The 23,464-nt window shown below is 64.8% G+C and carries 23 protein-coding genes and 1 rRNA gene (1 of these 24 running past the window's edge); 14 read left to right on the top strand and 10 right to left on the bottom strand.

Annotated features, from left to right (window positions below):
* Window positions 1-189: 189 nt before the first annotated feature.
* The 9 genes from NT151_03665 to rpsU form a co-directional block, all read right to left on the bottom strand.
* A complete protein-coding gene (locus NT151_03665; GenBank protein MCX6538020.1) occupies window positions 190-1,455 on the bottom strand; it encodes a glycosyltransferase family 4 protein in 1,266 nt (421 codons plus the stop codon).
* A complete protein-coding gene (locus tag NT151_03660; protein ID MCX6538019.1) occupies window positions 1,452-2,516 on the bottom strand; it encodes a glycosyltransferase family 4 protein in 1,065 nt (354 codons plus the stop codon). The genes NT151_03665 and NT151_03660 overlap by 4 nt, the downstream gene beginning before the upstream one ends.
* A gap of 26 nt (window positions 2,517-2,542) precedes the next feature.
* Window positions 2,543-3,775: a glycosyltransferase gene (locus tag NT151_03655; GenBank protein ID MCX6538018.1), complete on the bottom strand. Its 1,233-nt coding sequence runs from the start codon at window positions 3,773-3,775 to the stop codon at window positions 2,543-2,545.
* Window positions 3,772-5,082, bottom strand: coding sequence for a glycosyltransferase (locus NT151_03650; protein MCX6538017.1), 1,311 nt, complete (start codon window positions 5,080-5,082; stop codon window positions 3,772-3,774). The genes NT151_03655 and NT151_03650 overlap by 4 nt, the downstream gene beginning before the upstream one ends.
* Window positions 5,079-5,948, bottom strand: a complete 870-nt coding sequence (locus NT151_03645; protein MCX6538016.1) for a hypothetical protein — start codon at window positions 5,946-5,948, stop codon at window positions 5,079-5,081. The genes NT151_03650 and NT151_03645 overlap by 4 nt, the downstream gene beginning before the upstream one ends.
* A 3-nt stretch (window positions 5,949-5,951) precedes the next feature.
* Window positions 5,952-6,830, bottom strand: a complete 879-nt coding sequence (locus NT151_03640) for a decaprenyl-phosphate phosphoribosyltransferase (protein MCX6538015.1) — start codon at window positions 6,828-6,830, stop codon at window positions 5,952-5,954.
* Window positions 6,831-6,927: 97 nt separating this feature from the next.
* Window positions 6,928-7,275, bottom strand: coding sequence for an STAS domain-containing protein (locus NT151_03635; GenBank protein MCX6538014.1), 348 nt, complete (start codon window positions 7,273-7,275; stop codon window positions 6,928-6,930).
* 100 nt (window positions 7,276-7,375) lie between these two features.
* On the bottom strand, window positions 7,376-7,681 hold the full coding sequence (locus NT151_03630) for a zinc-ribbon domain containing protein (protein ID MCX6538013.1): 306 nt from the start codon (window positions 7,679-7,681) through the stop codon (window positions 7,376-7,378).
* Window positions 7,682-7,696: 15 nt separating this feature from the next.
* Entirely contained in the window at window positions 7,697-7,894 is a 198-nt protein-coding gene (rpsU, locus tag NT151_03625; protein MCX6538012.1) for a 30S ribosomal protein S21, read from the bottom strand.
* A 171-nt stretch (window positions 7,895-8,065) separates the two neighbouring features.
* Here rpsU and purD point away from each other — a divergent pair, with 171 nt between their 5' ends.
* The 4 genes from purD to NT151_03605 all read left to right on the top strand — a co-directional run bounded on the left by purD (window position 8,066) and on the right by NT151_03605 (window position 12,501).
* Window positions 8,066-9,361 (top strand): phosphoribosylamine--glycine ligase, encoded by a 1,296-nt coding sequence (gene purD / locus NT151_03620; protein ID MCX6538011.1) that lies wholly within the window; start codon window positions 8,066-8,068, stop codon window positions 9,359-9,361.
* On the top strand, window positions 9,358-9,864 hold the full coding sequence (gene purE / locus NT151_03615) for a 5-(carboxyamino)imidazole ribonucleotide mutase (protein MCX6538010.1): 507 nt from the start codon (window positions 9,358-9,360) through the stop codon (window positions 9,862-9,864). The genes purD and purE overlap by 4 nt, the downstream gene beginning before the upstream one ends.
* A gap of 74 nt (window positions 9,865-9,938) precedes the next feature.
* Entirely contained in the window at window positions 9,939-11,234 is a 1,296-nt protein-coding gene (gene mtaB / locus NT151_03610; GenBank protein MCX6538009.1) for a tRNA (N(6)-L-threonylcarbamoyladenosine(37)-C(2))-methylthiotransferase MtaB, read from the top strand.
* A gap of 133 nt (window positions 11,235-11,367) precedes the next feature.
* The gene (locus tag NT151_03605; protein MCX6538008.1) at window positions 11,368-12,501 is read left to right on the top strand and encodes an IS110 family transposase; all 1,134 of its coding nucleotides are present in this window, start codon (window positions 11,368-11,370) and stop codon (window positions 12,499-12,501) included.
* 527 nt (window positions 12,502-13,028) lie between these two features.
* Here NT151_03605 and rlmN read toward each other — a convergent pair.
* Window positions 13,029-14,138 (bottom strand): 23S rRNA (adenine(2503)-C(2))-methyltransferase RlmN, encoded by a 1,110-nt coding sequence (gene rlmN, locus NT151_03600; protein ID MCX6538007.1) that lies wholly within the window; start codon window positions 14,136-14,138, stop codon window positions 13,029-13,031.
* Window positions 14,139-14,231: 93 nt separating this feature from the next.
* On the opposite strand from rlmN, the gene NT151_03595 reads away from it, so the two are divergent.
* From NT151_03595 to NT151_03550, 10 genes are all read left to right on the top strand, one after another.
* Window positions 14,232-15,494, top strand: a complete 1,263-nt coding sequence (locus tag NT151_03595) for a pitrilysin family protein (protein ID MCX6538006.1) — start codon at window positions 14,232-14,234, stop codon at window positions 15,492-15,494.
* The gene (gene purB / locus NT151_03590) at window positions 15,491-16,795 is read left to right on the top strand and encodes an adenylosuccinate lyase (GenBank protein MCX6538005.1); all 1,305 of its coding nucleotides are present in this window, start codon (window positions 15,491-15,493) and stop codon (window positions 16,793-16,795) included. Before NT151_03595 ends, purB begins: the two co-directional genes overlap by 4 nt.
* A gap of 8 nt (window positions 16,796-16,803) precedes the next feature.
* Window positions 16,804-17,007 (top strand): hypothetical protein, encoded by a 204-nt coding sequence (locus NT151_03585; GenBank protein ID MCX6538004.1) that lies wholly within the window; start codon window positions 16,804-16,806, stop codon window positions 17,005-17,007.
* 40 nt (window positions 17,008-17,047) lie between these two features.
* Window positions 17,048-18,472, top strand: coding sequence for an amidophosphoribosyltransferase (gene purF / locus NT151_03580; protein MCX6538003.1), 1,425 nt, complete (start codon window positions 17,048-17,050; stop codon window positions 18,470-18,472).
* 158 nt (window positions 18,473-18,630) lie between these two features.
* Window positions 18,631-19,659, top strand: a complete 1,029-nt coding sequence (gene purM / locus NT151_03575; GenBank protein ID MCX6538002.1) for a phosphoribosylformylglycinamidine cyclo-ligase — start codon at window positions 18,631-18,633, stop codon at window positions 19,657-19,659.
* 207 nt (window positions 19,660-19,866) lie between these two features.
* Window positions 19,867-20,091 carry a type II toxin-antitoxin system prevent-host-death family antitoxin gene (locus tag NT151_03570; protein MCX6538001.1) on the top strand — a complete coding sequence of 75 codons (225 nt, stop codon included), beginning with the start codon at window positions 19,867-19,869 and terminating at the stop codon, window positions 20,089-20,091.
* Window positions 20,092-20,478, top strand: a complete 387-nt coding sequence (locus NT151_03565) for a type II toxin-antitoxin system VapC family toxin (protein ID MCX6538000.1) — start codon at window positions 20,092-20,094, stop codon at window positions 20,476-20,478. It begins immediately after the preceding gene.
* A gap of 14 nt (window positions 20,479-20,492) precedes the next feature.
* Entirely contained in the window at window positions 20,493-21,107 is a 615-nt protein-coding gene (purN, locus tag NT151_03560) for a phosphoribosylglycinamide formyltransferase (protein ID MCX6537999.1), read from the top strand.
* Between the two features lie 218 nt (window positions 21,108-21,325).
* Window positions 21,326-22,612, top strand: coding sequence for a tyrosine--tRNA ligase (gene tyrS, locus NT151_03555; protein ID MCX6537998.1), 1,287 nt, complete (start codon window positions 21,326-21,328; stop codon window positions 22,610-22,612).
* 523 nt (window positions 22,613-23,135) lie between these two features.
* Window positions 23,136-23,464 (top strand): 16S ribosomal RNA (locus NT151_03550); it runs 1,225 nt beyond the window's last position.

Here is a 23,464-nt window from a genome sequence, read left to right as displayed (position 1 = left end):
CTGGTCGACGCCTACGCTGCTGCGCGTCACCCCTCATCGAGGTGACACCACCAACTGGAGAGCTGGATGCGGGAGAACCGCCCGTCCAGTTCGGAGGGAGGGGGGGACGAACACAATCGTCTCTCCCTACCCCTATCAGGTTTTCACCCGTCCCGCACCTCTGAATCCTGAATCCCGAATCCCGAATCCCTACTCCCTCCCCTTCACCTTTGCCACCATCCGTTCGATCTTCGTCATGATGAGATCCCACCGGTAGTGATCCTTGACGTAGGTACGACCGTTCCGGCCCATCGCCACGCGCAGTAGGCGGTCGGTCACGAGCAGCTTCAGGCCTTCCACGAACTCGTCACGGTCGGCGTAATACAACCCCGCGTTGCTGCGCACGCAGTGGTCGACCAGCACTTCGCTTCTGGCGTTCGCCAGGACAGGGGTGCCCACGGCAAATGCCTCCAGCGCCAGCAACGACAGGCTCTCGTATGGTGACGGCACAATGACGACGGTGGCCGCCTCGAGCGCCTGCATGCGCTCCCGTTCAGACAGGAGCCCGGCAAAGCGGATATAGGGTTCCTCCGGCAGCGGCATCAGCTTCACGCCCATCAGCGCGAGTTGTGCCTCGCCGCCTTCGGCGTGATAGGTGCGAAAGTACTCGACGAGCTCCTCGCAGCCTTTGCCCTTCTCGATGCGTCCGCCGTAGAGCGCCATTGGGCCGTGGAGCTTGTGCCGGCGCCTGAACGCGGCGCCGCGCCCGCCAAATGACGACCGCGACGAGGACTCGACCTCAGCCTGCGATGGCTCGTCATCGGCCTCGTTGGCATCCTCGTGTCGGCCGTGACCGTGTGCGGGTGGCGGCAATTCCACCCCGCAGCCGACCGTCTCTTCGGCCATCGCCCGGATGGAGAAATGCGACGCCAGAAACCGTCGTTCAACGTCGGTGTTGTAGGCGATCCCGGCCGCGCTGCTGAAGAGCTCCTTGTAGATCCCCAGGTGAATGGCGGCTTCGTCGTGAGCCGTTGGCACGAGAATGCTGCGCATTGGTGCGACCTGCATTCCCAGGACGGTCGGCGCGTAGAGGTACGTGAAGAAGATCAGCGCGTCGAACGTCCGGTGATGGCGTTCGAGGTGTTCGACCAGCGCCGGGCACCAGGGCCCCTGCTGGCGCAGCCACTCCAGCTCATCCGACCGCGAATGTGGGTGGTTGAAGATCCACTCCGAATACCGGTTGAATGCGTCGATGTCGCGCGTCTGCGCGTTAGCAAAACGCCGGACGGTCACACCCCGGACCCGATCGGCGCCCTCAGGGTACTCGTTCCGCCAGGAGAGATAGTCACGCGCACACGTGGTCAGCACTTCGACGTCGTGGCGCTCTGCGAGTCGCTCGGCCACCAACCTGCAGTGATACTCCGCGCCACCCAGGATGTCCGAGCCGTACCGTTGAACGATGAAGGCTACTTTCACTGGAATCGACCCACCAGCAGCCGCAAGTCGGTGTCGACGCGGCTGCCAAGAAAGTGTGTGAGACGGCGGCGCTGACCGTCAACGACGGCGGCGCGCACGCCGTCGTCGTACGCCAGCTCGTAGAGCAGTTCGGCCGCCAGTTCGAAGTCTTTCGGCGCGAATTGCACGCCGGCGCCGCCGAGCGTCTCGGGCACGGCCGTGCACGAATACGCGAGCACCGGCACATCCGCCGCCATGGCTTCAACCAGTGGCACGCAGAAGCCCTCGTGCTCGCTCATCGAGATGTAGACGCTCGCCGCACGATAGTACGCGGCCAACTCAGCCTCTGGCACAGGACCCGTAAACAGGAACCGTTCCTGCAGCCAGCCGAACTCGGCGATGAGCGCCCGCAGCATGTCGTAGTAGCGCGGCACACCATCATACCGGCCGACGAAGATGAACCGGTAGTACGCGTCCACATACCGCTTGTAGTGTTCGGCGAGGCGGATGATGTCTTCGATCTTCTTGTTCGGCACGATGCGGCCGACGAACACGAAGTTCGTGAACTCGTCGTCGAGCAGCCGCTCCAGCGTCGGGGTCCGCGGCGCGTCGATGATGCGCTCGACATTGACCGCGATCGGCAGCACGCCCGTCTCCCGAAAACCCAGCTGCTCGAGTTCCTGCCGATTGTAGTCCGACACGCCGAGGGCAAGATCAACCTGGCCCACCAGTGACGCCAGGTCCCGCCTGCTGCGCGCCGCGAGCCGGAACAGCTCTGGATCGTAGGGGGCGAAGAATCGCGCCGGCGTGATGTTGTGGTACTGAAGCACGCGCTTGCCGCGGAGTCTCGTGAACGCGTCAGTCATCGGCGAGGCCAGGGCGAAGTGGTAAATCGTCACATCGCCCCGGCTGGCGTCCTCGTCGGCGAAACTCAGGACCTCCGAGCGCATGTCGTCGTCAATGGCGATCGCGAAGACGTCCGAGCGATGTCCCATGGCCCGAAGCGCATCGCGCTGCCGGCAGGCGTTGTCGCCGACGGCATCGCCCCGATGTGCGGCAGGAACCCATTGGTTGATGACCATGGTGGATCGCAAGAAACCGGTCCGGGCTACACCGTGATGCCGCTGGCGCGAGTCGCGGTCGGCAGCGCGCGATAGATGGCCGGCCGCATGAGGCGCAGCTCCGCCACTCGTTCCGTGGTGTCGAACTGCTGCCAGAAGTCGCTCGTCACCGCTGCCGGCGCCAGACGTGGCCCTGTCTGGACCCGCTCCACCAACGGCAAGAGAACTCCGGCAAGATCTCTCGCAGCCATCCGCTCGAGCGCCGCGTCCTGGGTGCGCAGGATACGCTCCTGGAGATCCGCATCGCTGACCACGAGGTCGATCAGGGTCGCCACCTCGCCGGGATCGGCATGTTCGTACAGCACGCCCGCGCCGTCCATGGTCGCGGGCACCGCCGTCTTCGCCCACGCCAGCACCGGGATACGCTTGTAGAAGGCCTCCACGAGCGGCACGCAGAACCCCTCGTGCTCGCTGGCGCACAGGAAGACGTCGGCGACGTCGTAATAGGCCGTGAGTTCCTCGTTCGACACATGACCGGTGAAGTGAACGTCGGAGACGCCCAACCGAGAGACCAGGTCGTACAGCATCGTCTGATAGCGCTCGAACTCCTGTGACGACCCGACGATGAGCAGTCGCGACCGTGGGTTGTACCGCGTCTTGTAGAGCGTATAGAACCGAATGAGATGTTCAATACGCTTGTTGGGGATGACCCGGCCGACAAACAGGATGTTGGTCCAGCCATCGTCGAAGTCGCGCGCGACGACGTCGTTGGGCGTCACATCCAGGTGGGAGAAGTCCGCGACCACCGGCAGCACGCCGGTCCGCGTGAATCCTAGATCCTGGAGTTCCAACCGGTTGAACTCCGAGTCGCCCAGCGCGAGATCGCAGCGGTCGACATACGCGCCGAGCTCCCGACGGCCGTGGTAGCAGAACCTGACCAGCAGCTTGTGGATGTCCAAGAAATACTGCGGCGGCGTGATGTTGTGGTAGACCAGCATCATCCGATCGGGCAGCGCGTAGGCGACGCGCGAGGCCTTCGACCCGATGGAGAAGTGGTGGAGCAGGACGTTGTCGGGATGGCTCTCGCCGACCAGCTCCCGGAAGTCGCGCGTGAGCGATTCGAGGCGTGGATCGGCGGTTTCGACGAAGATGTCAGAGTGGTACCCCGCCGCCCTGAGCACGCGCTGGATCCCCAGGACCTCGTTGCCAATCGCATCGCCGTAGCCTAACGTGGCCAGCACTTGATGCACCGACGTGCCCCGGCGCGGACGGACGCTCACGACGTCCGCTCCCTCTTGACGGCGGCCCCCGACGGGAGGTCCCTGACCACGTCGTTGGCTGGGCGGCAGTTCACGCGCCTTCGCGCCCACCAGCCCGGCAGTGGTTCGACCCCGGCGGCGGTTTGACCGGCCCGATCCGCCTGCTGCAACTGATTCAGCATGTCCATGTACTTGCGTTCGATCACGGGCCAGTCGTAGTGCCGCAGGTAGTAGGCGCGGCCGTTGTCGCCAAGCGCATGGGCCAGCGGCCGGTTCGATTCGACCAGATGCAGCGTCTCGCGGAATTCCTGGTAGCTCGAGTAGTACAGTCCGCCGTTGCTCCGGATGCACTGGCCGGTCAGCACGTCGCAGCGGCCGTTGGCCAGCACCGGTCTGCCAAGCGCCCACGCCTCCAGCGCGACCATCGACAGGCTTTCGAAATACGACGGCATGATCAGGGCTTCCGACGCGGCAATCGCGTTGAACTTGTCCTCGTCCGAGACGAATCCCAGATGGCGGATGCGCGGGTGATCGGGAATCGGCAGGATCGTGGTCCCCATCAGGACCAGCATCAAGTCGCCACTGACTGCGCTCGCGTACCGCTGGAAGTAGGCGAACAGTTCCTTGCAGCCCTTGTTCTCGTCGATACGTCCGACATACACGACAAACGGCGAGTGGATGCCGTAGTGCTGGCGGAACCGTTCCGGCCTGGTCTTCCCGGGCACCTCGGACCCGATGCCCACCACCACGTGCGGCACGTCGTGGTTGCCCGACACCGCCTGAATCATCGCCCGCTCTTCAAACGAGTTGTACATCAGCGCCCGGACGGCCCTGAATGTCGGCGCGAACATCGACAGCCCGACCGCGCCCTCGCGCTCAGCGGTTGGCACCAGCAGCGACCGCGCGGGCACCGCGCGAATGCCGTGGTACGCAGGGTAGTACCGGAAGCTGAAGAAGATGAAGTAGTCGTAGTGGCCCTGGTTCTGCTGAATGTGGCGGATGAGAGCCGGAGAGGTCGGGCCCTCGCTGTCGAGCCATGCCAGTTCGTCAGAGAGTGAGTGGGATTGCTCGAAGACCCGGTTCGACGCCCTGGCGAACTGTTCGACCACGCGTTCACGCGACACCGGAAACCGATGCACCGCGACGCCGTTCAGTTCCTCGCGCCCGGGTTGCAGGTCGTTGCGCCACGTAATGTAGTTGTGGGCGCAGGTGGTCAACACCTCCACCTCGGCGTGACGCGAGAGGTGCTCCGCGACGTAGCGCGCGTGCAGTTCGGCGCCCCCGTTGATGTCGAGGCCGTACCGCTGGACAACGACGGCGATTTTCACTGGTCTGTCGTGTCGCGATCCGGAACCGCTGGCGCCGATGGAGCAGGCAGCGTGGCGCCAGCCGCGGCGGCTGGCTCGGATTCCACTCCATCCTGACCGCCGTTCTCCGAAGACATCTGTCCCGTGCCGCCGGGCCCGGGCCCGGGCCCGGGTCCGCGGCCGCGCCGGCGCCGCCGGCGCCGGCGTTGCGCTTCACCTTTGGCCGGACCGTCACCATGGTCACCGTCACGCCGGGCCTGCAAGGGCGGCTGGGACGCGCTTTCCTTGGCGGGTTCGGCCGCCGCCGCCGGCCCCGCGCCAGGCCGATACTGAACGGCGTTTTCCATCGCGCGGGCGCGGCGCTCGTTGAAGTCGAGCCGGCTCGACAACGATTCCACCCGCATCTTCAGGTTCCGGACCTCGATCCCGAGCCGGGTCAGCTCCAGCACGAGGTTGTGGATGAGCGCGTAATTGAGCCGTTCGATGTGCTCGTTGTGCGCGTTGATCAGGCTCTGGCTCTGCAGGGCGTGAATGATCTCGTTCGGGTTGATGAAGAGCTTGAGAATCGGGCGCAGCATCAATCGCAGGCCGCCGATGATCTTGCCGGCCAGCCCGCGCGACGACTTGTAGATCTGATACCGCGTGAACGTGAAGTTCTGGGGTACCGAGCCGGGCTCGCTGGCGTCTCGCCCCTTCAGATACAACTCAAGCAGCTCGGAACGCACGCGCGTCGGGTCGAGAAACTTCTCGATCGTGACGTTGGCGAGTTCGCGGATCTCGTCCTCGGTGTAGTCGACGCCGCGCTTCTCGCGGATCCGCCCCCGGATCCGGCCCATGATCTGCTCGACGTCGACCGAGTCGGATCGAACGGTGAACTCGGACGGCATAGGTCACACTCCAAATGGCCTGTACACGATCACCACCACCGCCAGTGCCCAAAGCGCCACGCAGACCAGCAGCGGCCTGTCGTTCATGAGCATCTGCGAGGGACTGCCCCCGCCCTCACGCTGATGCACGAGGTACAGGTAGCGGAAGATGCCGTACAGGGGAAACGGAATTGTCAGCCCCAGCAGATCGGTCCCGAACTTCTGGGACGTTTCCGGACTGATGCAATAGAAGATGTAGGCCACCAGCGTCGACGCGGTGACCACCGAGATCATCTGGTCTAGCAGGTACGGCGTGTACTCGCCCAGAATCGGGCGATGGCCGATCGCGCCATCCGCCAGCATCACCAGTTCGTGCCGGCGCTTGCTCAAGCCGAGAAACAGCGCCAGCAGAACCGTGACGACCAGCAGCCAGTGGCTGATCGGCACAGCAATCGCCACGGCGCCAGCCACGGCCCGCAGCACAAAGCCGATGGCAATGGTCAACACATCGAGAATCACGATGTGCTTGAGCGGTCCGGAGTAGAGCGCCTGCAGCACCAGGTAACTGACGGCCACGACGCCAAACGACCAGCTCAGCAGAAAGGCCATGCTGAGGGCCCCGATCGCCAGGATCGCCGCGCCGCCCCCCGCCAAGCCGGGCGAGATGGCGCCCGACGCGATGGGCCGGGACGATTTGACCGGGTGCCGTCGGTCGGCATCGCGGTCCGTGATGTCGTTGAAAACGTAGACGACGCCCGACAGGAGGCAGAAAGCGACAAAGGCCGTCACTGTTCGACCAAGCGCCACCGGGTTGAACAGTTCGCGCGCGAACAGCAACCCGGCAAACACCACGAGGTTCTTGGTCCACTGCTCGGGACGCAACGAACGGAGGAAATGAATCACGACGGACCCACGCCGCTCCCCTCCATCGCTGGAGGGGTCGGTCGCCGGTGTCTGGGTAGAAGTACGGCGCGCCATGAAGCGCGGTAACCAGCGGGCGTCAGGCGCCGAAGCTCTTTACAGCCTCGCCCTCGGAATCGAATGTATCGAACACCGTGAGCAGTTTGGTGATCGACAGCAGATCCGAAATCCGCTTGGTGAGATTGAGCAGTTTCAGGCTGCCGCCCTGACGGCTCACCGTGGTATAGGTGCGCACAATCTCGCCCAGCCCCGCGCTGTCGATGTACGGCACATTGCCAAGGTTGAGGACGATTTTCTTGCACCCCTTCTCGACAACGCCGGCGACCTTCTTGCGCAGCAACTCGTCGCCGTCGCCGAGAGTCATCTTGCCTTTCATGTCGAGGATGGTGACGCCACCGACGGTTCGTTCATCGATCTGCATCGCAATGTCCCTTCATCCGCTCAGGGAGTAAGGCCTGCATCGTACTGCAGGTCTTCAGACACGATCGACGCTCGGCCGACGGTCGGCCGAGCGCCCGTAAACCGAACTACCCGCCAGTCTTCCGCTGTTGGAAGCACTCGCGGCAGTACACCGGGCGGCCCTGGCTCGGCTTGAACGGCACGGTCGTGTCCTTGCCGCATGCCGAGCAGGTGGCCCGAATCTCCACGCGTTCGCGCATCTGGCCGCCGCCGTGACCCTGCGCCGGGCGCGAGCCACGCTTCGCCTTGCACGCCTTGCAGCGTTTCGGCTCGTTCGTGAAGTGTTTGTCGGCGTAGAACGCTTGCTCTCCCGCCGTCCACACGAAGTCCGAACCGCAGTCCGCACACTGAAGGATCCTGTCGTGGAAGTCCATCAAGTCGCCCTCGGTCTAGTCCATCTCTCGACGGAGCTTTTTCCGATTCCGCTTGCGCGCCAGCGCCTGTTTCGCGCGGCGTTTGTCACCGGGTTTCAAGTAGAACGAGTGCTTCTTAATGTCCTTGATGATGTCTTCTTGCTGGACCTTCCGCTTGAAACGGCGGAGCGCGCTCTCGATCGACTCGCCTTCCTGCACTTTCACTTCAGCCACGACTAGAACACCCCCCTCCGTGGCTCGATAGAACCTTCGGGATTGACGATCTGTCAGCCGTAGACCGTAGCCCGAATATGCTAGGCTATCACAGCTCGTGGCCGAAATCGGGCCAAAAACCTGTGCCCAGCATGCCGACCCCAAGTCCCTGATTTCACACAGGATGCACCGATGAGAGTCCTGGTTGTTGGCAGCGGTGCCCGCGAACACGCGCTCGTCTGGAAGCTCGGCGCTGAACCGGGTGTCGATTCCGTCATCTGCGCGCCGGGCAATGCCGGCATCAGCCGGGCCACCCGGTGCGTGCCGGTGGCCGTCGACGACCCTGGCGCCCTCCTTGCCCTGATCGAACGCGAGCGCATCGACTTTACCGTCATCGGTCCCGAACTGCCGCTCACGCGGGGTGTCGTCAACGTCTTGACCCGCGCCGGGCACCCCTGCTGCGGGCCCACCCGTGAGGCGACCCGCCTGGAATCGAGCAAAGCCTTCGCGAAAGAGGTGATGGCGCGTGCCGGTGTGCCCACCGCGCGACACGTCACCTGCGACTCGGCCGCCGCCGCGCTCGACGCCGTTCGCCGCGCGCCATTCGGCTACCCGATGGTCCTCAAAGCCGATGGCCTCGCGGCCGGCAAAGGCGTGGTCGTCGCGCCAGACCGGGCCGCCGCGGAAGCGGCTGTCCAGGACATGATGGTGGAGCGCCGGTTCGGCGATGCCGGTGCCCAGATCGTGATCGAGGAGCATCTGCAGGGCCGCGAAGCTTCCTTCTTCGTCCTGACCGATGGCGCGAACGCGCGTGTCCTGCCGTCGGCCGAAGACCACAAACGCGCCTACGATCGCGACGAAGGGCCCAACACCGGAGGCATGGGCGCGTTCTGCCCGAGCCCGCTCATCGACGCGGCGACATCAGCGAGGATTCTCGACGAGATTGTCCTTCCCACAATTGGTGGCATGGCCGTGGCCGGGCATCCGTACGGTGGCTTCCTCTACTGCGGCTTGATGATAACGGCCGACGGGCCTCGCGTCATCGAGTTCAACGCAAGGCTCGGCGATCCGGAAGCCCAGGTGATTCTGCCGGCGATTGACGAAGACCTGCTGCCGCACCTGGTTGATGCGTCCCGCGGCGCGCTGAAACCGGGTGTGTGCCGCGTGCGGGCCGATGCCCACGTTGGGGTCGTCATGGCCTCGGGTGGCTATCCGGATCGGTTCGAGACAGGAAAGACGATCGGGGGCATAGACGAAGTCGAGTCGTTGCCGGGGGTGTGGGTCTTTCACGCCGGCACGGCGCAGAGAGGCGAGACGCTGGTCACCAGCGGCGGCCGGGTTCTGACCGTCGTCGGGCGAGGGCCGGACTTCCAGGCCGCACGGACAACGGCGTACGATGCCGCATCGCGCATCACGTTTGACAAGGCGCACTTCCGGCGCGACATCGGGCTGCGTGCAATAGAGTTATCTTGGAGCGACCGACGATGACCCCAATCCAGGTGCAGATTCTGATGGGATCGGATTCCGACGCCCCAATCATGCGCGGCGCCGCTGACGTGCTGCGCGAGTTGGGCATTTCGTGCGAGATGACCGTGGCGTCCGCGCACCGGTCGCCGGCGCGCGTGCAGCGCATCATGGCCGACGCCCCGGCCCGTGGCGTCCAGGTATTCATTGTTGGCGCGGGAGCCGCGGCGCACCTGGCCGGCATCGTGGCCGCGCACACAGCGAAGCCCGTGATCGGTGTGCCTATCGACTCGTCGCCCCTGCTCGGCCTCGACGCGCTGCTCTCGACCGTTCAGATGCCGCCAGGCGTGCCGGTGGCGACGGTGGCGATCGGGAAGTCGGGAGCCACGAATGCCGGGGTGCTGGCGGCCCAGATCCTGGCAATTGCCGACCCGGTCCTCGCAGAGCGCGTTGTCGCGTACAAAGCCAGACTCGCCGACAAGGTCGAGCAGGCGGCCGCCCGTCTGGCGGCAGCAGAGGAAAAGTAGAAGTCAGGACTCAGAACAGGCCAGGTGCGGCCATCCCGAACCCCGAACCCCGAATCCCGAATCCCGAACCCCGAATGACATACGCCATCCTCACGTTCGGTTGCCGGGTCAACCAGGCCGACTCCTTCGAGCTCGAGGAGGGGCTGCGAACGCGAGGCGCCGTCGAAGCACCGGCCGATGCGGCCGACCTGATCATCGTCAATACGTGCTCGGTCACCGGCGCGGCCGATCAGGGCGCGCGGCGGGCGATTCGCGGGCTCTCCCGCGACAATCCTTCTGCGCGGATCGTCGTGACAGGCTGCTACGCCACGCGCAAGCCGGGCGATCTTGACCAACTCCCTAACGTCCTCATGGTCGTGCCGAACCAGAAGAAAGACGGCTTGCTGCGGCTGCTCGACGAGGAATCCGTCTTTGCAACCCGGGACCGGTTCGGTGAGGGCGATGGCTCCTGCGGTGCGGGCGTCGCGCCGGGGGCGATGGGACGAACGGCCTATCCCCTCCGCGTGCAGACCGGTTGCGACCAGACGTGCGCATTCTGCATCATCCCGTTCACGCGTGGGCCTTCGCGCAGCCGCCCGTTGGTCGAGATCCGCGACGAGGTCCATCGCGTCGCGGCCGCGGGGTACAAGGAGGTGTGGCTGGTTGGTGTCCACCTCGGATCCTTCGGGCGCGACCTGCAGCCGGCCACGTCACTCGTCGAGTTGCTCCGGGATCTCGATCGCCAGCCCGGCGACACCACCTTTCGCATCAGTTCGCTCGAGCCGATGGACTGTCCGCAAGACGTGGTCGATCTGGTGGCGCGGTCCGGACGATTCGCACCGCATTTCCACCTGCCGCTTCAGCACGCGAGCGATCGAGTGCTGCGTGTCATGCGGAGGCCGTACACATTGGAGTGCTATCGGGATCTGGTTGACCAGATTCACGCGCGGTTGCCGCACGCATCGATCGGGAGCGACCTGATTGTGGGTTTTCCCGGCGAGTCGGACCAGGATATGGAGATGATGGCGCGCGAGGTCGAGCGCCTGCCGTTCAGCTACCTGCACGTGTTTCCGTACTCGGATCGGCCCGGCACCGACGCCACGGTGATGACGCCAAAGGTGGATGCGGCCCGGACCAAGACGCGGGCGAGACGGTTGCGCGACGTCGCGAGGCGGCTCACCGACCGATTCGTCGCGTCTCAGATCGGATCGGTTCGTCCCGGTCTCACGCTCGACGATGGCACGGTGGTGCTGACCGACAACTTCCTCAAGGTTCGCATCCCACCGGGTCTGCCACGCAACACGCGCGTTCGCGTGCGCATCGACTCGCCCGCGCTCGATGGCACCGTGGAGGGCGCGGGGAGGGCGCCCGCCCCATTGGCACAGTGGTGACGTGGCGATTCGCGGCGCGGCCCCTCGGTTACGTAGTCACAATGGAACGACCGGCTCGCATTCGCAGTGTCGTGGGTTACGCTGCGAGTTGAAGCCCTGCACAACGCAGAGCCACATGCGAAAGGAGCCGGTCATGAGCAAGGTACGATTTATTGGTCTGGATGTCCACGCCGACACGATCGCGGTTGCCGTGGCGGAGCCCAATGGCGAAGTCCGGTCGCTGGGGACCATCCCCAACCGCCCGGAATCGATCCGGAAACTGGTCAAGAAGCTGGGGCCGGCCGAGCACCTGCGGGCGTGCTACGAGGCGGGCCCCACGGGGTATGTGGTGTACTGGCAACTGACCGCGCTCGGGGTGCGATGCGAGGTGATTGCGCCGACGCTGGTGCCGGTGAAGGCCGGGGATCGCGTCAAGACGGATCGACGCGATGCGCTGAAGCTGGCGCGCAGCTACCGCGCCGGCGACTTGACGCCCGTCTGGGTGCCCGACGCGGCGCACGAGGCCTTGCGGGATCTGGTGCGCGCGCGGGAGGCGGCGAAGAAAGATCAATTGCGGGCGCGGCACCGGTTGAGCAAGTTCTTGCTGCGCCACGGGCGGCGGCCGCCGGTGGGCACGAAGGCGTGGACGCAGACGTATCTCGCCTGGGTGAAGCAGGCCGTGCACTTCGACCAGCCCGCCCAGGAGGCGACGTTGCTGGATTACGTCCACGAAGTCGACCACGTGGCCGATCGCGTGGCGCGACTCGAGCGGGCGATCACGGAGGCGGTCACCCACGCCCCGACGGCGATGCGTGCGGTGATCGACGCCCTCCAGGCGCTCCGCGGGATCGCCCTCACGTCCGCCGTCACCATCGTCGCGGAAGTCGGCACGCTCTCCCGGTTCACGCGGCCCCGCCAGTTGATGGGGTATGGCGGCCTGGGCCCCCGCGAGGCGTCCAGCGGCGGGCGCACGTGGCGCGGCGGGATCACCAAGACCGGCAACGCGCATCTCCGGCGCATTGTCGTAGAAGCGGGGTGGGCGTATCGGCATCGGCCGGCCGTGAGCGCGCTGCTCCGGAAACGGCACGCGGGGTTGAGTGAACCGGTGAAGGCCATCGCCTGGAAGGCGCAGCACCGGCTGCATGCCCGCTATCGGAAGCTGCTCGGCCGGGGTAAATGCCCGCAGCAGGTGGTGACCGCGGTGGGCCGCGAGCTCTTGGGGTTCATCTGGGCGATTGGGGTCGCGGTGGACGCCGAACAACGGCCCTCGCGATCCGTGGCGGCATAGCGTCCGACGCAGGACGACGACAGGCAGCAACGGCGGCGGTCGAGCGGCACACGGAAAGGAGTATCCTCGCCGCCCCTATGCGGTAGGCCTCCGGGCCGAACCCGCGTCCGTAGTCCGAGGTCGCTCCCGACGGATCACGATTATGCGGTATCCAACCCGCGAATATCAGAGTGATCAACCGTCGCGACAGCCGCCTCGACCGCCACCGATGCTGCTGGTGATGACAGTGACTGTTGACACGCGTGCTTGACAGGTCGTTCTATATCAGGGGCGCGATTCATCGCGCCCGTCTGCGCGGGACGACGTTTCCCTCCGCGGCCCCGCTCACGCAAGCCGGCAAAACGCGCCTTCCGGGGCTCGTCGCCGACCTCACGATCGCGCTATTCGCGCACCCAGTCCTGGCCCTTGCGGCGCGTTTTGCAGACTGACGCCCTTCGACTTCACTCAGGGCTTCGCTGTCGGCTTGGTTCGAGGGGCCGCTCCGGGAACCGTCGTTCCGCGCCAGTCAGCGAGGGGCCGTTCCGCCGCTACTCGATCGCGTCGGCGAGGAGCTGCGCGGGCGATTTCCTGCCGCCCTCGATGGCGAGTTGCCCGCACGCGGCGCGGATGTCCCGTCCGCGGCTCTTGCGCACCGACACGGTCACCTGGTGCTCGGAGAGGATGCGGCCGAACTGGTTGATGCAATCGTCGGAGGGTCGCTCAAACACGATGCCCGCAACCGGGTTGAGTGGGATCAGGTTGACCTTGGCCCGCATGCCCCGCAGCAGTTTCGCCAGCTTCCGTGCTTCGGTGTCCGAGTCGTTGATGCCGGCGAGCAGCACGTATTCGAACGTGATGCGACCCCGGTGTTTCAAGGGAAACCGCCGACACGCCGCGAGAATCTCCGTGATGCTGTACTTGCGCGCCGACGGCACAAGCCGCGCTCGCACGTCTTCAGATGCCGCGTGCAGCGAGATCGCGAGGTTGGGCATCAGCGGCTCGGTCGCGAGCCGTTCAATGGCCGGCACGAGCCCGACCGTAGAAAGCGTGATCCGCCTTGGCGGCAGCGCACATCCCTTCCTGTCACAGAGGATCCGCAACGCCGCCATCGTCTGGTCGTAGTTGTGAAGCGGTTCGCCCATGCCCATCAAGACGATGTTGAACGCCTTGCCGCGCAAGTCGACGGCGGCAGACAGCACGCGCACCTGTCCGACGATTTCGCCCGGGCTGAGGTTGCGCACCAGTCCCATGGTGGCCGTCAGGCAGAACGTGCATCCCATCGCGCAGCCCACCTGCGTCGACACACAGATCGTCTGCGACCCGGTATCCGGAATAAAGACGGATTCGATGTGGCGTCCATCGCGCAACGAGAGCAGGAACTTCTCGGTGCCATCTTCCGAGATATCCCGTCGGGAGACGACCGGAGTGGTGATGTGGAAGTGCTCCACCAGCGTGCGGCGGAGGTCCTGCGACAGGTCCGTCATCGACTCGAAGTCGACGACGCCCCGCTGGTAGACCCATTGGAAGAGCTGGCCCGCCCGGTACGGTTCGACACCCAGGTCGCGAAGGGCCGATTCGATCTCGGCGCGTGTCAGGTCCGTGAGTTCGATGGTGGGCATCGTATCTGCCTTTTTCGTTGCTGCGGCTTCTTGCGCCATGCTATCATCGTCAGTATCAGATGGCTGCAAGTTATTGGTAATAAACAGCTTGTGGCCTCCATTTAACGCACCAATCCAGTCGTAAACCTGCCGATGGTTGTTCGCGATACGCTCGACAACGGTCTCCGTCTCTTGACGGAGTCGATTCCACACGTCCGTTCGGTGAGTTTCGGGGTGTGGTTGACGCGCGGGTCGCGACAGGAGGGGTCCGCCTCGCCAGGCATCGCCCACTTTGTCGAACACATGCTCTTCAAAGGGTCGGCGACCCGGTCGGCGGAGGTTATCGCGCAGGAGGTGGACTCGATTGGCGGCCAGATGGACGCGTCAACCGGCAAGGAGAACGCCAACTATTCGATCAAGGTACTAGATGAGCAACTGCCGGTGGCGGTCGACATTCTGTCGGATGTCGTGCTGCACCCGCGTTTTGCCGACGATGACGTGCATCGCGAAAAGAGCGTCGTCCTCGAAGAAATCAAGATGGTCGAGGACACGCCAGACGATCTCGTCCACGAACTCTTCCTGCAGCGATTCTGGACCGGGCATCCGCTCGGCATGCCCATTCTCGGCACGCGAGACAGCATTGAGGCGCTGACGGCCCAGGCGCTGCGCGACTACTTCGCCGCCACCTACACCTCCGACAATCTGATTATCGCTGCGGCCGGCAATCTCGAGCATGCGCGGGTGCGTGAGCTGATGGAGCGGGCGTTTGGCGGCACACGGGCTGGCTGCCCTCACCCGGCTGACGGGCCACCCACCGACCACGCGCTGATCATCATCCGCAACAAGGAACTCGAGCAGAGTCACATCTGCCTGGGTGTGGGCGCGTACCCGCAGAATCACCCCGAGCGGTACGCCGCCCTTGTGCTCAACACCGTGATGGGCGGATCGATGAGTTCCCGGCTGTTCCAGAACGTTCGCGAGAAGCGCGGTCTGGCCTACTCGGTTGGCAGCGGCCTGAGTGCCTTCCGCGATGCCGGCCTGCTCAGCATCTACGCCGGCTGTTCGAACGACCGCGTCGGCGAGGTGATCGACGTCATTATGAATGAGCTGCGCCAGCTCGTGACGATGCCGATTGCCGCCTCCGAATTGCAGCGCGCCAAGGACAACGTAAAGGGTGGCCTGCTGCTCGGGCTCGAAAGCACGTGGCATCGGGCGGCGTACCTGGCACGGCAGGAGATCTACTTCGACCGGATGTTCACGATCGATGAGACCATCGCCGGGATCACCGCCGTCACCATCGAGGACGTTGCTCGTGTCGCACGTGAACTGCTGACGAGTACGCCGCTGTCGGCGGCCGTGCTTGGAGCTGTCAACGATTTCGGCCTCGTTCAGGATCAACTGCGAGTGGTCTCATGATTGCCCGTTATACGCACCCCGAGATGGGACGGATCTGGAGTGATGAGCACAGGTACCAGACCTGGCTCCGGGTCGAGGTGGCTGCGGCCGAGGCGATGGCCGAATCCGGCATCATTCCCGCCGATGCCGCTCGTGCGATCCGTGAGCGGGGCGCCTTCGACGTCGCCCGTATCGATGCGATCGAGGCCGTCACCAAGCACGACATCATCGCGTTTACGACCGCCGTGGCCGAACACGTGGGCCCGGAGGCGCGCTGGCTGCACTTCGGGTTGACCTCGTCGGACGTGCTCGACACGGCGCTCGCGCTGCAGCTCCAGGATGCCTGCGACCTGACGCTCACCCGGATGGCGGCCCTCCGCGCCGCGGTGAAAACCCGCGCGCTCGAACATCAGCGAACGCCGATCATCGGCCGTACGCATGGCGTGCACGCCGAGCCGACGACGTTCGGGCTGAAACTGGCGATCTGGTATGCGGAGCTGGGGCGTGATGTCGTGCGAATTCAGCGGGCCCGCGAGATCGTGTCGGTTGGCAAGATCTCGGGGGCGGTGGGCACCTACGCCCACCTGGAACCCGCCATCGAGAGGCTGGTGTGCGCCACGCTCGGGCTTCAACCCGCGCCGGTGTCCTCGCAGGTCATCCAGCGCGATCGGCATGCCGAGTTGATGTCGGCGCTCGCCATCACGGCGGCGTCGCTCGAAAAGTTCGCGCTGGAGATCCGCGGTCTGCAGAAGACCGAGATCGGCGAGGTCGAGGAGCCGTTTGATCGTGGCCAAAAGGGCTCATCGGCCATGCCGCACAAGCGCAATCCCATTGGCTGCGAACAGATCGTGGGGCTGGCCCGGGTGCTGCGTGGCAATCTGGTCGCGGCCATGGAGAACATCGCGCTTTGGCACGAGCGGGACATTTCGCACTCGTCGGTCGAGCGCATCATCCTGCCGGACAGTTTCATCGCGCTCGACCACATGCTGAGGCGATTCACGCGCATCGCGTCCGACATGGTCGTGTATCCCGACCGCATGATGCGCAATCTCGAGCTGTCGCGCGGGGTGGTGTTTTCCGGGTCGGTGCTGCTGGCGCTGGCGAGTAAGGGCGTGTCCCGCGAGCAGGCCTACGAATGGGTGCAGCGCAACGCGATGCGGTCGTTCGACGAGCGCTGCGATTTTCGCGAACTGCTCAGGCACGACGCCGACGTGACGGCCGTGGTTAACGCCGCCGAACTGGATCGCCTGTTCGACCTGGATCATCAGTTGCGGCACGTCGACGAGGTCTTCCGACGGGTGTTCGACGAAGAGCGCACGTAGGGGGGGGCATGGATCGACCCGGATCGAAGCGCGTGGTTGGCGTTGCCTTAGTGGCCACTGGCGCGGGAATTGTTCTTCTGAGTGGGCTGTCGCTTGTCGGTGTGCTTCCCTTCTTCGCGCCCGACAGCCGGCCCGTGCTAGGCACCGCGTTCTTGGTGGCCGGCGTGCTCGACGGGATTGTCGGGTTCAAGTTGCTCAAGACATCAGACTGAATCCGTCCGGCGGGACGGCAGGCCGGGAATCTAGGGGTTGATGCTCGACAAGTTCAAGGATGAGTGCGGCGTCTTTGGCGTCTTCGGCCACCCCGAGGCCGCCAAGCTCGCCTACCTGGGCCTCTACGCCCTGCAGCATCGCGGGCAGGAGAGCGGTGGCATTGTCGCGTCTGACGCCGTCACGTTACGCGCCGAGCGGGGCATGGGCTACGTGGCGGACATTTTCCGCGAGGATGTCCTGGCGAGGCTCCGTGGCACGAGCGCAATCGGGCACGTGCGGTATTCGACCGCCGGCGAAAGCGGTCTCGCCAACGCGCAACCCCTGCTGATCGAATGCGTGCACGGCCAGATCGCCGTGTGCCACAACGGCAACCTCGTCAACCAGCGCGAACTGCGGGACGAGTTGACCAGGCAGGGCGCGATCTTCCAGACGTCCAGCGACACCGAAATCTTCCTGCACCTGTATGCGCGCTCGAAGGCGCGAGAGGTCGAGCAGGCCCTCGTCGACACCGTGACGCAGGTGCAGGGCGCGTTTTCCCTGTTGTTCCTGACCAGAGATCGGCTCGTGGCCGTCCGCGACCCGTATGGATTCCGTCCGTTGGCACTCGGCCAGCTGGACGGCGCCTGGGTCGTCTGCTCCGAAACCTGCGCGATGGATCTGATCGGTGCGACCTATGTGCGCGACGTCGAGCCGGGCGAGGTGCTCGTCATCGGGCCAGAGGGCCTGAAGCCGATCCGGCCGTTTGCCTCGGCCCAGTCCTGTCACTGCATCTTCGAGCACGTGTATTTCGCCAGGCCCGACAGCCTCGTATTCGGCAGGAGCGTCAACGAAGTGCGGACCAATCTCGGCCGATTCCTGGCGCGCGAATCAACCGTGCCTGCCGACGTTGTCGTGCCCGTGCCGGATTCCGGCGTGTGCGCCGCCGTGGGCTACTCCGAGGTGTCCGGCGTGCCGCTGCAGTTCGGTCTCATTCGGAATCACTACGTCGGGCGCACGTTCATCGAGCCACGCCAGTCCATCCGTCACTTCGGCGTCAAGGTCAAGTTGAACCCGGTGCGCAGCATCCTGAAAGGGCGACGCGTCGTGCTCATTGACGATTCGATCGTGCGCGGGACGACGAGCCGGAAGATCGTGAAGATGATCAAGGCCGCCGGGGCGACCGAAGTGCACGTGCGGATCAGTTGTCCGCCGACCATCTCACCCTGCTTCTATGGCATCGACACGCCCAGGCGCAACGACCTGATTGCGGCGACCCATACACTCGAGGAAGTGCGCAAGCACATCGAAGCCGACAGTCTGCGGTACCTGAGCTACGAAGGACTGCTCCAGTCGGTCAACTCGGATCGCGATCGGTACTGCACGTCGTGTTACACCGGTTCGTACCCGGTGCCGTTCCCGCGCGAGGAGGCGGTGTATCTGCAATTGCCGCTGGCCCTGGACACGCGGGGCCAGATTGAGCGGTGAGGGGCGTGGCGATGGTCAGATGGAGGCCGGGTCTTCAGACCCGACGAACAGTAGCGGGTAGTCAGTAGACGGGATTCGGGGTTCGGGCCGGCCGTGCGACGGGCATCTTCCTGGGATCGCCGGGCTCCAGCCCGGCTACGCAGTAGTCAGGTTCGTCCATGGACTACAAACAATCCGGCGTCGATATCGACGCGGGCAACGAGACGGTCCGCCGCATCAAGGGACTTGCGCGAACGACGTTTACGCCGGGCGTACTGTCGTCGATCGGGTCGTTCGGCGGGCTGTTCAGGCTTGGCACCGACTACCGCGATCCCGTGCTCGTGTCGAGTGCCGACGGGGTCGGCACCAAGCTGAAGGTCGCGTTCCTGACGGGACGCCATGACACCGTCGGGCAGGATCTGGTCAATCACTGCGTCAACGACATCCTCGTGCAGGGTGCCGTGCCGCTGTTCTTCCTCGACTACCTTGCCACCGGCAAACTCTCACCCGAGATCGCGGGCCAGATCGTGGAGGGCGTCGCCACGGCGTGCCGAGAGAACGGCTGCTCGCTCATCGGCGGCGAGACGGCCGAGATGCCCGGATTCTACTCGTCCGGAGAGTACGACATCGCCGGCTTCATTGTCGGCGTCGTCGAGCACGACCGCGTCATCACCGGGGAACGCCTGCGCATTGGCGATGTGCTCATCGGCCTGCGATCGTCGGGCCTTCACACCAATGGGTACTCGCTGGCTCGTGCCATTGTGTTTGACCACCTCGGTCTGACGGTTGATGCCGAGGTGCCGGAACTCGGGTGCACGGTCGGGGAGGAACTCCTGCGGATCCATCGGTCGTACCTGCCGCTTGTCCGGCCCCTGCTTGACGCGGGTCTGGTGAAGGGCATGGCGCACATCACGGGCGGCGGCATCACCGAGAATCTGCCGCGCATCCTCCCGCCGGGCGTCGCGGCGCTCATCGACAGGTCGACCTGGACCCCCAACGCGGTGTTCCGCTTTCTGCAGCGCTCCGGCGGCGTGCCAGACGCCGACATGTACCGCTCTTTCAACATGGGAATCGGGATGATCATCGGTTGCGCGCCCGATGACCAGGCGCGGGTGCTCGCCATGCTGCAGTCGGCCGGCGAGTCGCGCGCCACCGAGATCGGAAAGATCGTGGCCGGCGACCCCGGCGTGGTGTACGGAAGCCTGTAGCGACACCTCGGGCGGACAACCTGGCCGCTTGTCTCCTTTCTGATACAGGTTCCCCCGCGCGCGCGGGGATGTACCCTCCTCTTGCGATGTGATGCCCCGCTCCTCGCGGGTTCCCCCGCGCGCGCGGGGGTGTAAGTCACGTCCACCAGTATCACGCTTGCTGATACTCTCGTTGGTCATGTAAAATGACCAACAGGAGCGTATGCCATGACGCGTGTGAACATCGCTCAGGCCAAGGCCCGCTTCTCCGAGCTGGTCCAGAAGGCCATGTCCGGAGAGGACGTGGTCATCGCGCGCGACAACAAGCCCCTGCTGAGGCTCGTGCCGCTCGCGGCCAGCGGGGCCAGGCGCCAGCCCGGGTCGGCCGCTGGCCAGGTCTGGATCGCCCCTGACTTCGATCAGACACCGGAAGGCTTCGAGGAGTACCTGTAGGTGAGACTCCTGCTGGACACGCATGCCTTCCTGTGGTGGATCCAGGGAGGAACGGAACTGTCAGGCTCCGCGCGCAAGGCTATCGGCGATTCCGCGAACACTTGCTGGCTCAGCATGGCCTCGGCCTGGGAGATGGCGATCAAGATCGGGCAGGGCAAACTCAAACTGGAAGCCGACCTGGCACGTTTTCTCCCGGAGCACCTCGCGGCGAATGGGTTTACCGCGCTTCCGATTGCCATCAACCACGTCTCACGTGTGGCCCAACTCCCGTACCATCATCGCGATCCCTTCGACCGGCTGATCATCGCCCAGGCCCTCGAGGACGGCCTGAGCGTGGTGTCGGCCGACAAGGTGTTTTCGAAGTATCGCGTCCGGCGGATCTGGTAGCAGCGAGGCAGCAGGTGAACCGCAGCATCGGCGTGTTGATTTCGGGTCGGGGTTCGAATCTCCAGGCCATCATCGACGCCACGCGCGATGGACGCCTCGATGCGCGCATCGCGCTCGTGATCTCCAACCGGGCGGATGCCGGTGGCCTGCGCCGTGCGCAGGATGCGGGCGTCGAGACATTGGTGCGGGATCACAAGGCGTACGCGTCCCGCGAGGTCTTCGAGCAGGTGCTGGTCGACGACCTCCTCAGTCGCCAGGTCAGCCTCGTCTGCCTGGCGGGCTTCATGCGGTTGCTCGGGGCGACGTTTGTCAACGCGTTTCCGAACCAGATTCTCAACATCCACCCCGCGCTGTTGCCGGCATTTCCCGGCCTGCACGCGCAGCGGCAGGCCGTCGAGCACGGCGCGAAGATCTCCGGCGCCACGGTTCACTTCGTCGACACCAACCTCGACGCCGGCCCCATCATCCTGCAGGCGGCGGTGCCCGTCCTCGACACCGACACGGAAGACACGCTGGCTCGTCGGATCCTCGCCGAAGAGCACCGCATCTATCCCGAAGCCATCCAGCGGATCCTCGATGGCCATTGGACGATCCAGGGCCGGCGGGTCATCTTTTCGGATCCTCGGTAACGACCCGGCCACCCGCCGGGACTCGGTGCCTTCGACACGATCAGGCCACGCTGGAGCGTGGCGATCCCGGGGGGACGGCCTCTGACCGCCGGACCACGCTGGCACGGCGAGCCTGGGATCGCCGGGCTCCTGCCCGGCAAGGCTGCGGCAGGGGACCCACCCCGCTTCAGGCCCCGGGGGATTGGACAGGTATAGTAGAGGGCTTGGAGTGTGTGCCGATGGTGAGTGATGCGTTCAGCGAACTGGAATGGCGGGGCCTGGTATCCGAATCCACGGAGGGTCTGCGCGACGTGCTGTCGCGCGAGAAAGTGACGCTCTATATCGGGTTCGATCCGACCGCGGCCAGCCTGCACGTCGGGTCGCTGTTGCCGATGATGGCGCTTGCCCGCATGCAGCGGTGCGGACACAGCCCGATCGCGATCGTGGGCGGCGGCACCGGGATGATTGGCGATCCGAGTGGCAAGACGGCCGAGCGCCAGTTGCTCAGCATTGAGCAGATTGACGCCAATCTCGAAGGCATTCGTGGGCAGTTGGCGAAAGTGCTCGACTTCGATGCGCCATCCAATCCCGCGCGCATCGTGAACAACGCCGACTGGCTTCGGAAGCTGGATCTGCTCGGGTTTCTGCGGGACATCGGGAAGTACTTCACCGTCAATTACATGCTGGCCAAGGAATCGGTCAGACGTCGCCTCGAATCCGAAGACGGGATTTCGTACACCGAGTTCAGCTACCTGATGTTGCAGTCGTACGACTTTCTCGAGCTGTTCGACCGCTACTCGTGCACGCTGCAGATGGGCGGAACGGACCAGTGGGGGAACATCACGGCCGGATGCGACTTGATTCGGCGGTTGCGCGCCGCCAGGGCCCACGGCCTCGTGATGCCGCTGGTGACCACCGCGTCGGGCGTGAAGTTCGGCAAGACGGAAGCAGGCGCCGTCTGGCTCGACCCGAAGCAGACGTCGCCCTTTCGGTTCTATCAGTTCTGGCTCAACACCGATGATCGCGACGTCGTGAGGTATCTGAAGTTCTTCACGTTCCTCGGGCGAGACGAGATCACGTCGCTTGAAGCGGCCCTGACGGCGGCGCCGGAGAAACGAGAAGCCCAGCGGGTGCTGGCCCGCGACGTGACGCGGACCATTCACGGCCAGGACGCGGTCGATCGGGCCGAACATGCGTCGGGGCTGCTGTTTGGCGAGCGAATTGCTGAGCTCGACGCCGATGACATCATTGCGGTGTTCGACGATGTGCCGTCGACGGAGATGGGGGCGGCCAGCTTCGGAGGAGACGGTCTGGCGATTGCCGACCTGCTGGTGGCGACGAAGCTGGCGGCATCCAAGGGCGAGGCGACGCGCCTGGTGAAGGGCGGCGGCGTGTACGTCAACAACCGGCGGGTTGCCGATGAGCGGGCCAGGTTTACGGTTGGGCAGGCGATTGCCGGCCGCGTGTTCGTGCTCCGCAAGGGGGCCAGGCAGTACCATCTCGTCCGGGTTGGCCACACCGCCTGATCGGAAGCCGTTAACGTTTTTTTAGAGAACAGCAGATACCATATCTCTGGGCCGGGTTGTTTGACTTTTCCGGCTCGTTTGACTATTATCAAGAGTCCTCCGGTCAGCAATTGCGCTGGCCGTAGGGTCCCCCGCCACGTACGGCGGACGATGGTTCCAGGGTTTGTGCCGGAACGGCCTGCTCCCTCCCATGACGCAGACGGTCGATGGGCTCTTGATGGGCCTGTTGGACCGTCCGGAAAAGGTCATGAAAAGGGGTTGACAGAACCAGCGGCCGATAGTAGTATTGAAAGGTTCCCCCAAATGGGCCTCGAAAGCGGCTCGCCCGGGGAAACGGCGTCGGTTCTTTGAAAACTAGATAGTGCGCGAAGATACAAACCTGTGAGTATCAGCCGGGTCGGGACTGTGCGGCCTTCGGGCCCGGGCAAGCCGATCCACAACTGATAGATAGAGAACAACGCCAGAGCTAATCAACTCTGGTTAGAGCTCGCCGGCGGCCCGCAAGGGCGGTCGGCAACGCCTTTAACATGAGAGTTTGATCCTGGCTCAGAATCAACGCTGGCGGCGTGCCTAACACATGCAAGTCGAACGCGAAAGGGGCTTCGGCCCTGAGTAGAGTGGCAGACGGGTGAGTAACGCGTGGGTGACCTACCCTCGAGCGGGGGATAACGTTTCGAAAGGAACGCTAATACCGCATGACATCCTGTCCTTGGACGGATGGAGATCAAAGCTGGGGACCGCAAGGCCTGGCACTCGAGGAGGGGCCCGCGTCCGATTAGCTAGTTGGTGAGGTAACGGCTCACCAAGGCTTCGATCGGTAGCCGGCCTGAGAGGGCGGACGGCCACACTGGG

Source organism: Acidobacteriota bacterium, from assembly GCA_026393675.1.
GTDB lineage: Bacteria > Acidobacteriota > Vicinamibacteria > Vicinamibacterales > JAKQTR01 > JBAXOX01.
Note: the sequence above shows the minus strand (reverse complement) of the source record. Positions and strands in the feature narration are given on the sequence as shown.

Bases quoted from the DNA above. Each gene is read 5' to 3' on its own strand.
- NT151_03660 (MCX6538019.1), bottom strand. From the start codon at position 2,516: ATGGTCATCAACCAATGGGTTCCTGCCGCACATCGGGGCGATGCCGTC.
- NT151_03645 (MCX6538016.1), bottom strand. From the start codon at position 5,948: ATGCCGTCCGAGTTCACCGTTCGATCCGACTCGGTCGACGTCGAGCAG.
- NT151_03630 (MCX6538013.1), bottom strand. From the start codon at position 7,681: ATGGACTTCCACGACAGGATCCTTCAGTGTGCGGACTGCGGTTCGGAC.
- purD (MCX6538011.1), top strand. From the start codon at position 8,066: ATGAGAGTCCTGGTTGTTGGCAGCGGTGCCCGCGAACACGCGCTCGTC.
- purE (MCX6538010.1), top strand. From the start codon at position 9,358: ATGACCCCAATCCAGGTGCAGATTCTGATGGGATCGGATTCCGACGCC.
- mtaB (MCX6538009.1), top strand. From the start codon at position 9,939: ATGACATACGCCATCCTCACGTTCGGTTGCCGGGTCAACCAGGCCGAC.
- NT151_03605 (MCX6538008.1), top strand. From the start codon at position 11,368: ATGAGCAAGGTACGATTTATTGGTCTGGATGTCCACGCCGACACGATC.
- rlmN (MCX6538007.1), bottom strand. From the start codon at position 14,138: ATGGCGCAAGAAGCCGCAGCAACGAAAAAGGCAGATACGATGCCCACC.
- NT151_03595 (MCX6538006.1), top strand. From the start codon at position 14,232: ATGGTTGTTCGCGATACGCTCGACAACGGTCTCCGTCTCTTGACGGAG.
- purB (MCX6538005.1), top strand. From the start codon at position 15,491: ATGATTGCCCGTTATACGCACCCCGAGATGGGACGGATCTGGAGTGAT.
- NT151_03585 (MCX6538004.1), top strand. From the start codon at position 16,804: ATGGATCGACCCGGATCGAAGCGCGTGGTTGGCGTTGCCTTAGTGGCC.
- purF (MCX6538003.1), top strand. From the start codon at position 17,048: ATGCTCGACAAGTTCAAGGATGAGTGCGGCGTCTTTGGCGTCTTCGGC.
- purM (MCX6538002.1), top strand. From the start codon at position 18,631: ATGGACTACAAACAATCCGGCGTCGATATCGACGCGGGCAACGAGACG.
- NT151_03570 (MCX6538001.1), top strand. From the start codon at position 19,867: ATGACGCGTGTGAACATCGCTCAGGCCAAGGCCCGCTTCTCCGAGCTG.
- tyrS (MCX6537998.1), top strand. From the start codon at position 21,326: ATGGTGAGTGATGCGTTCAGCGAACTGGAATGGCGGGGCCTGGTATCC.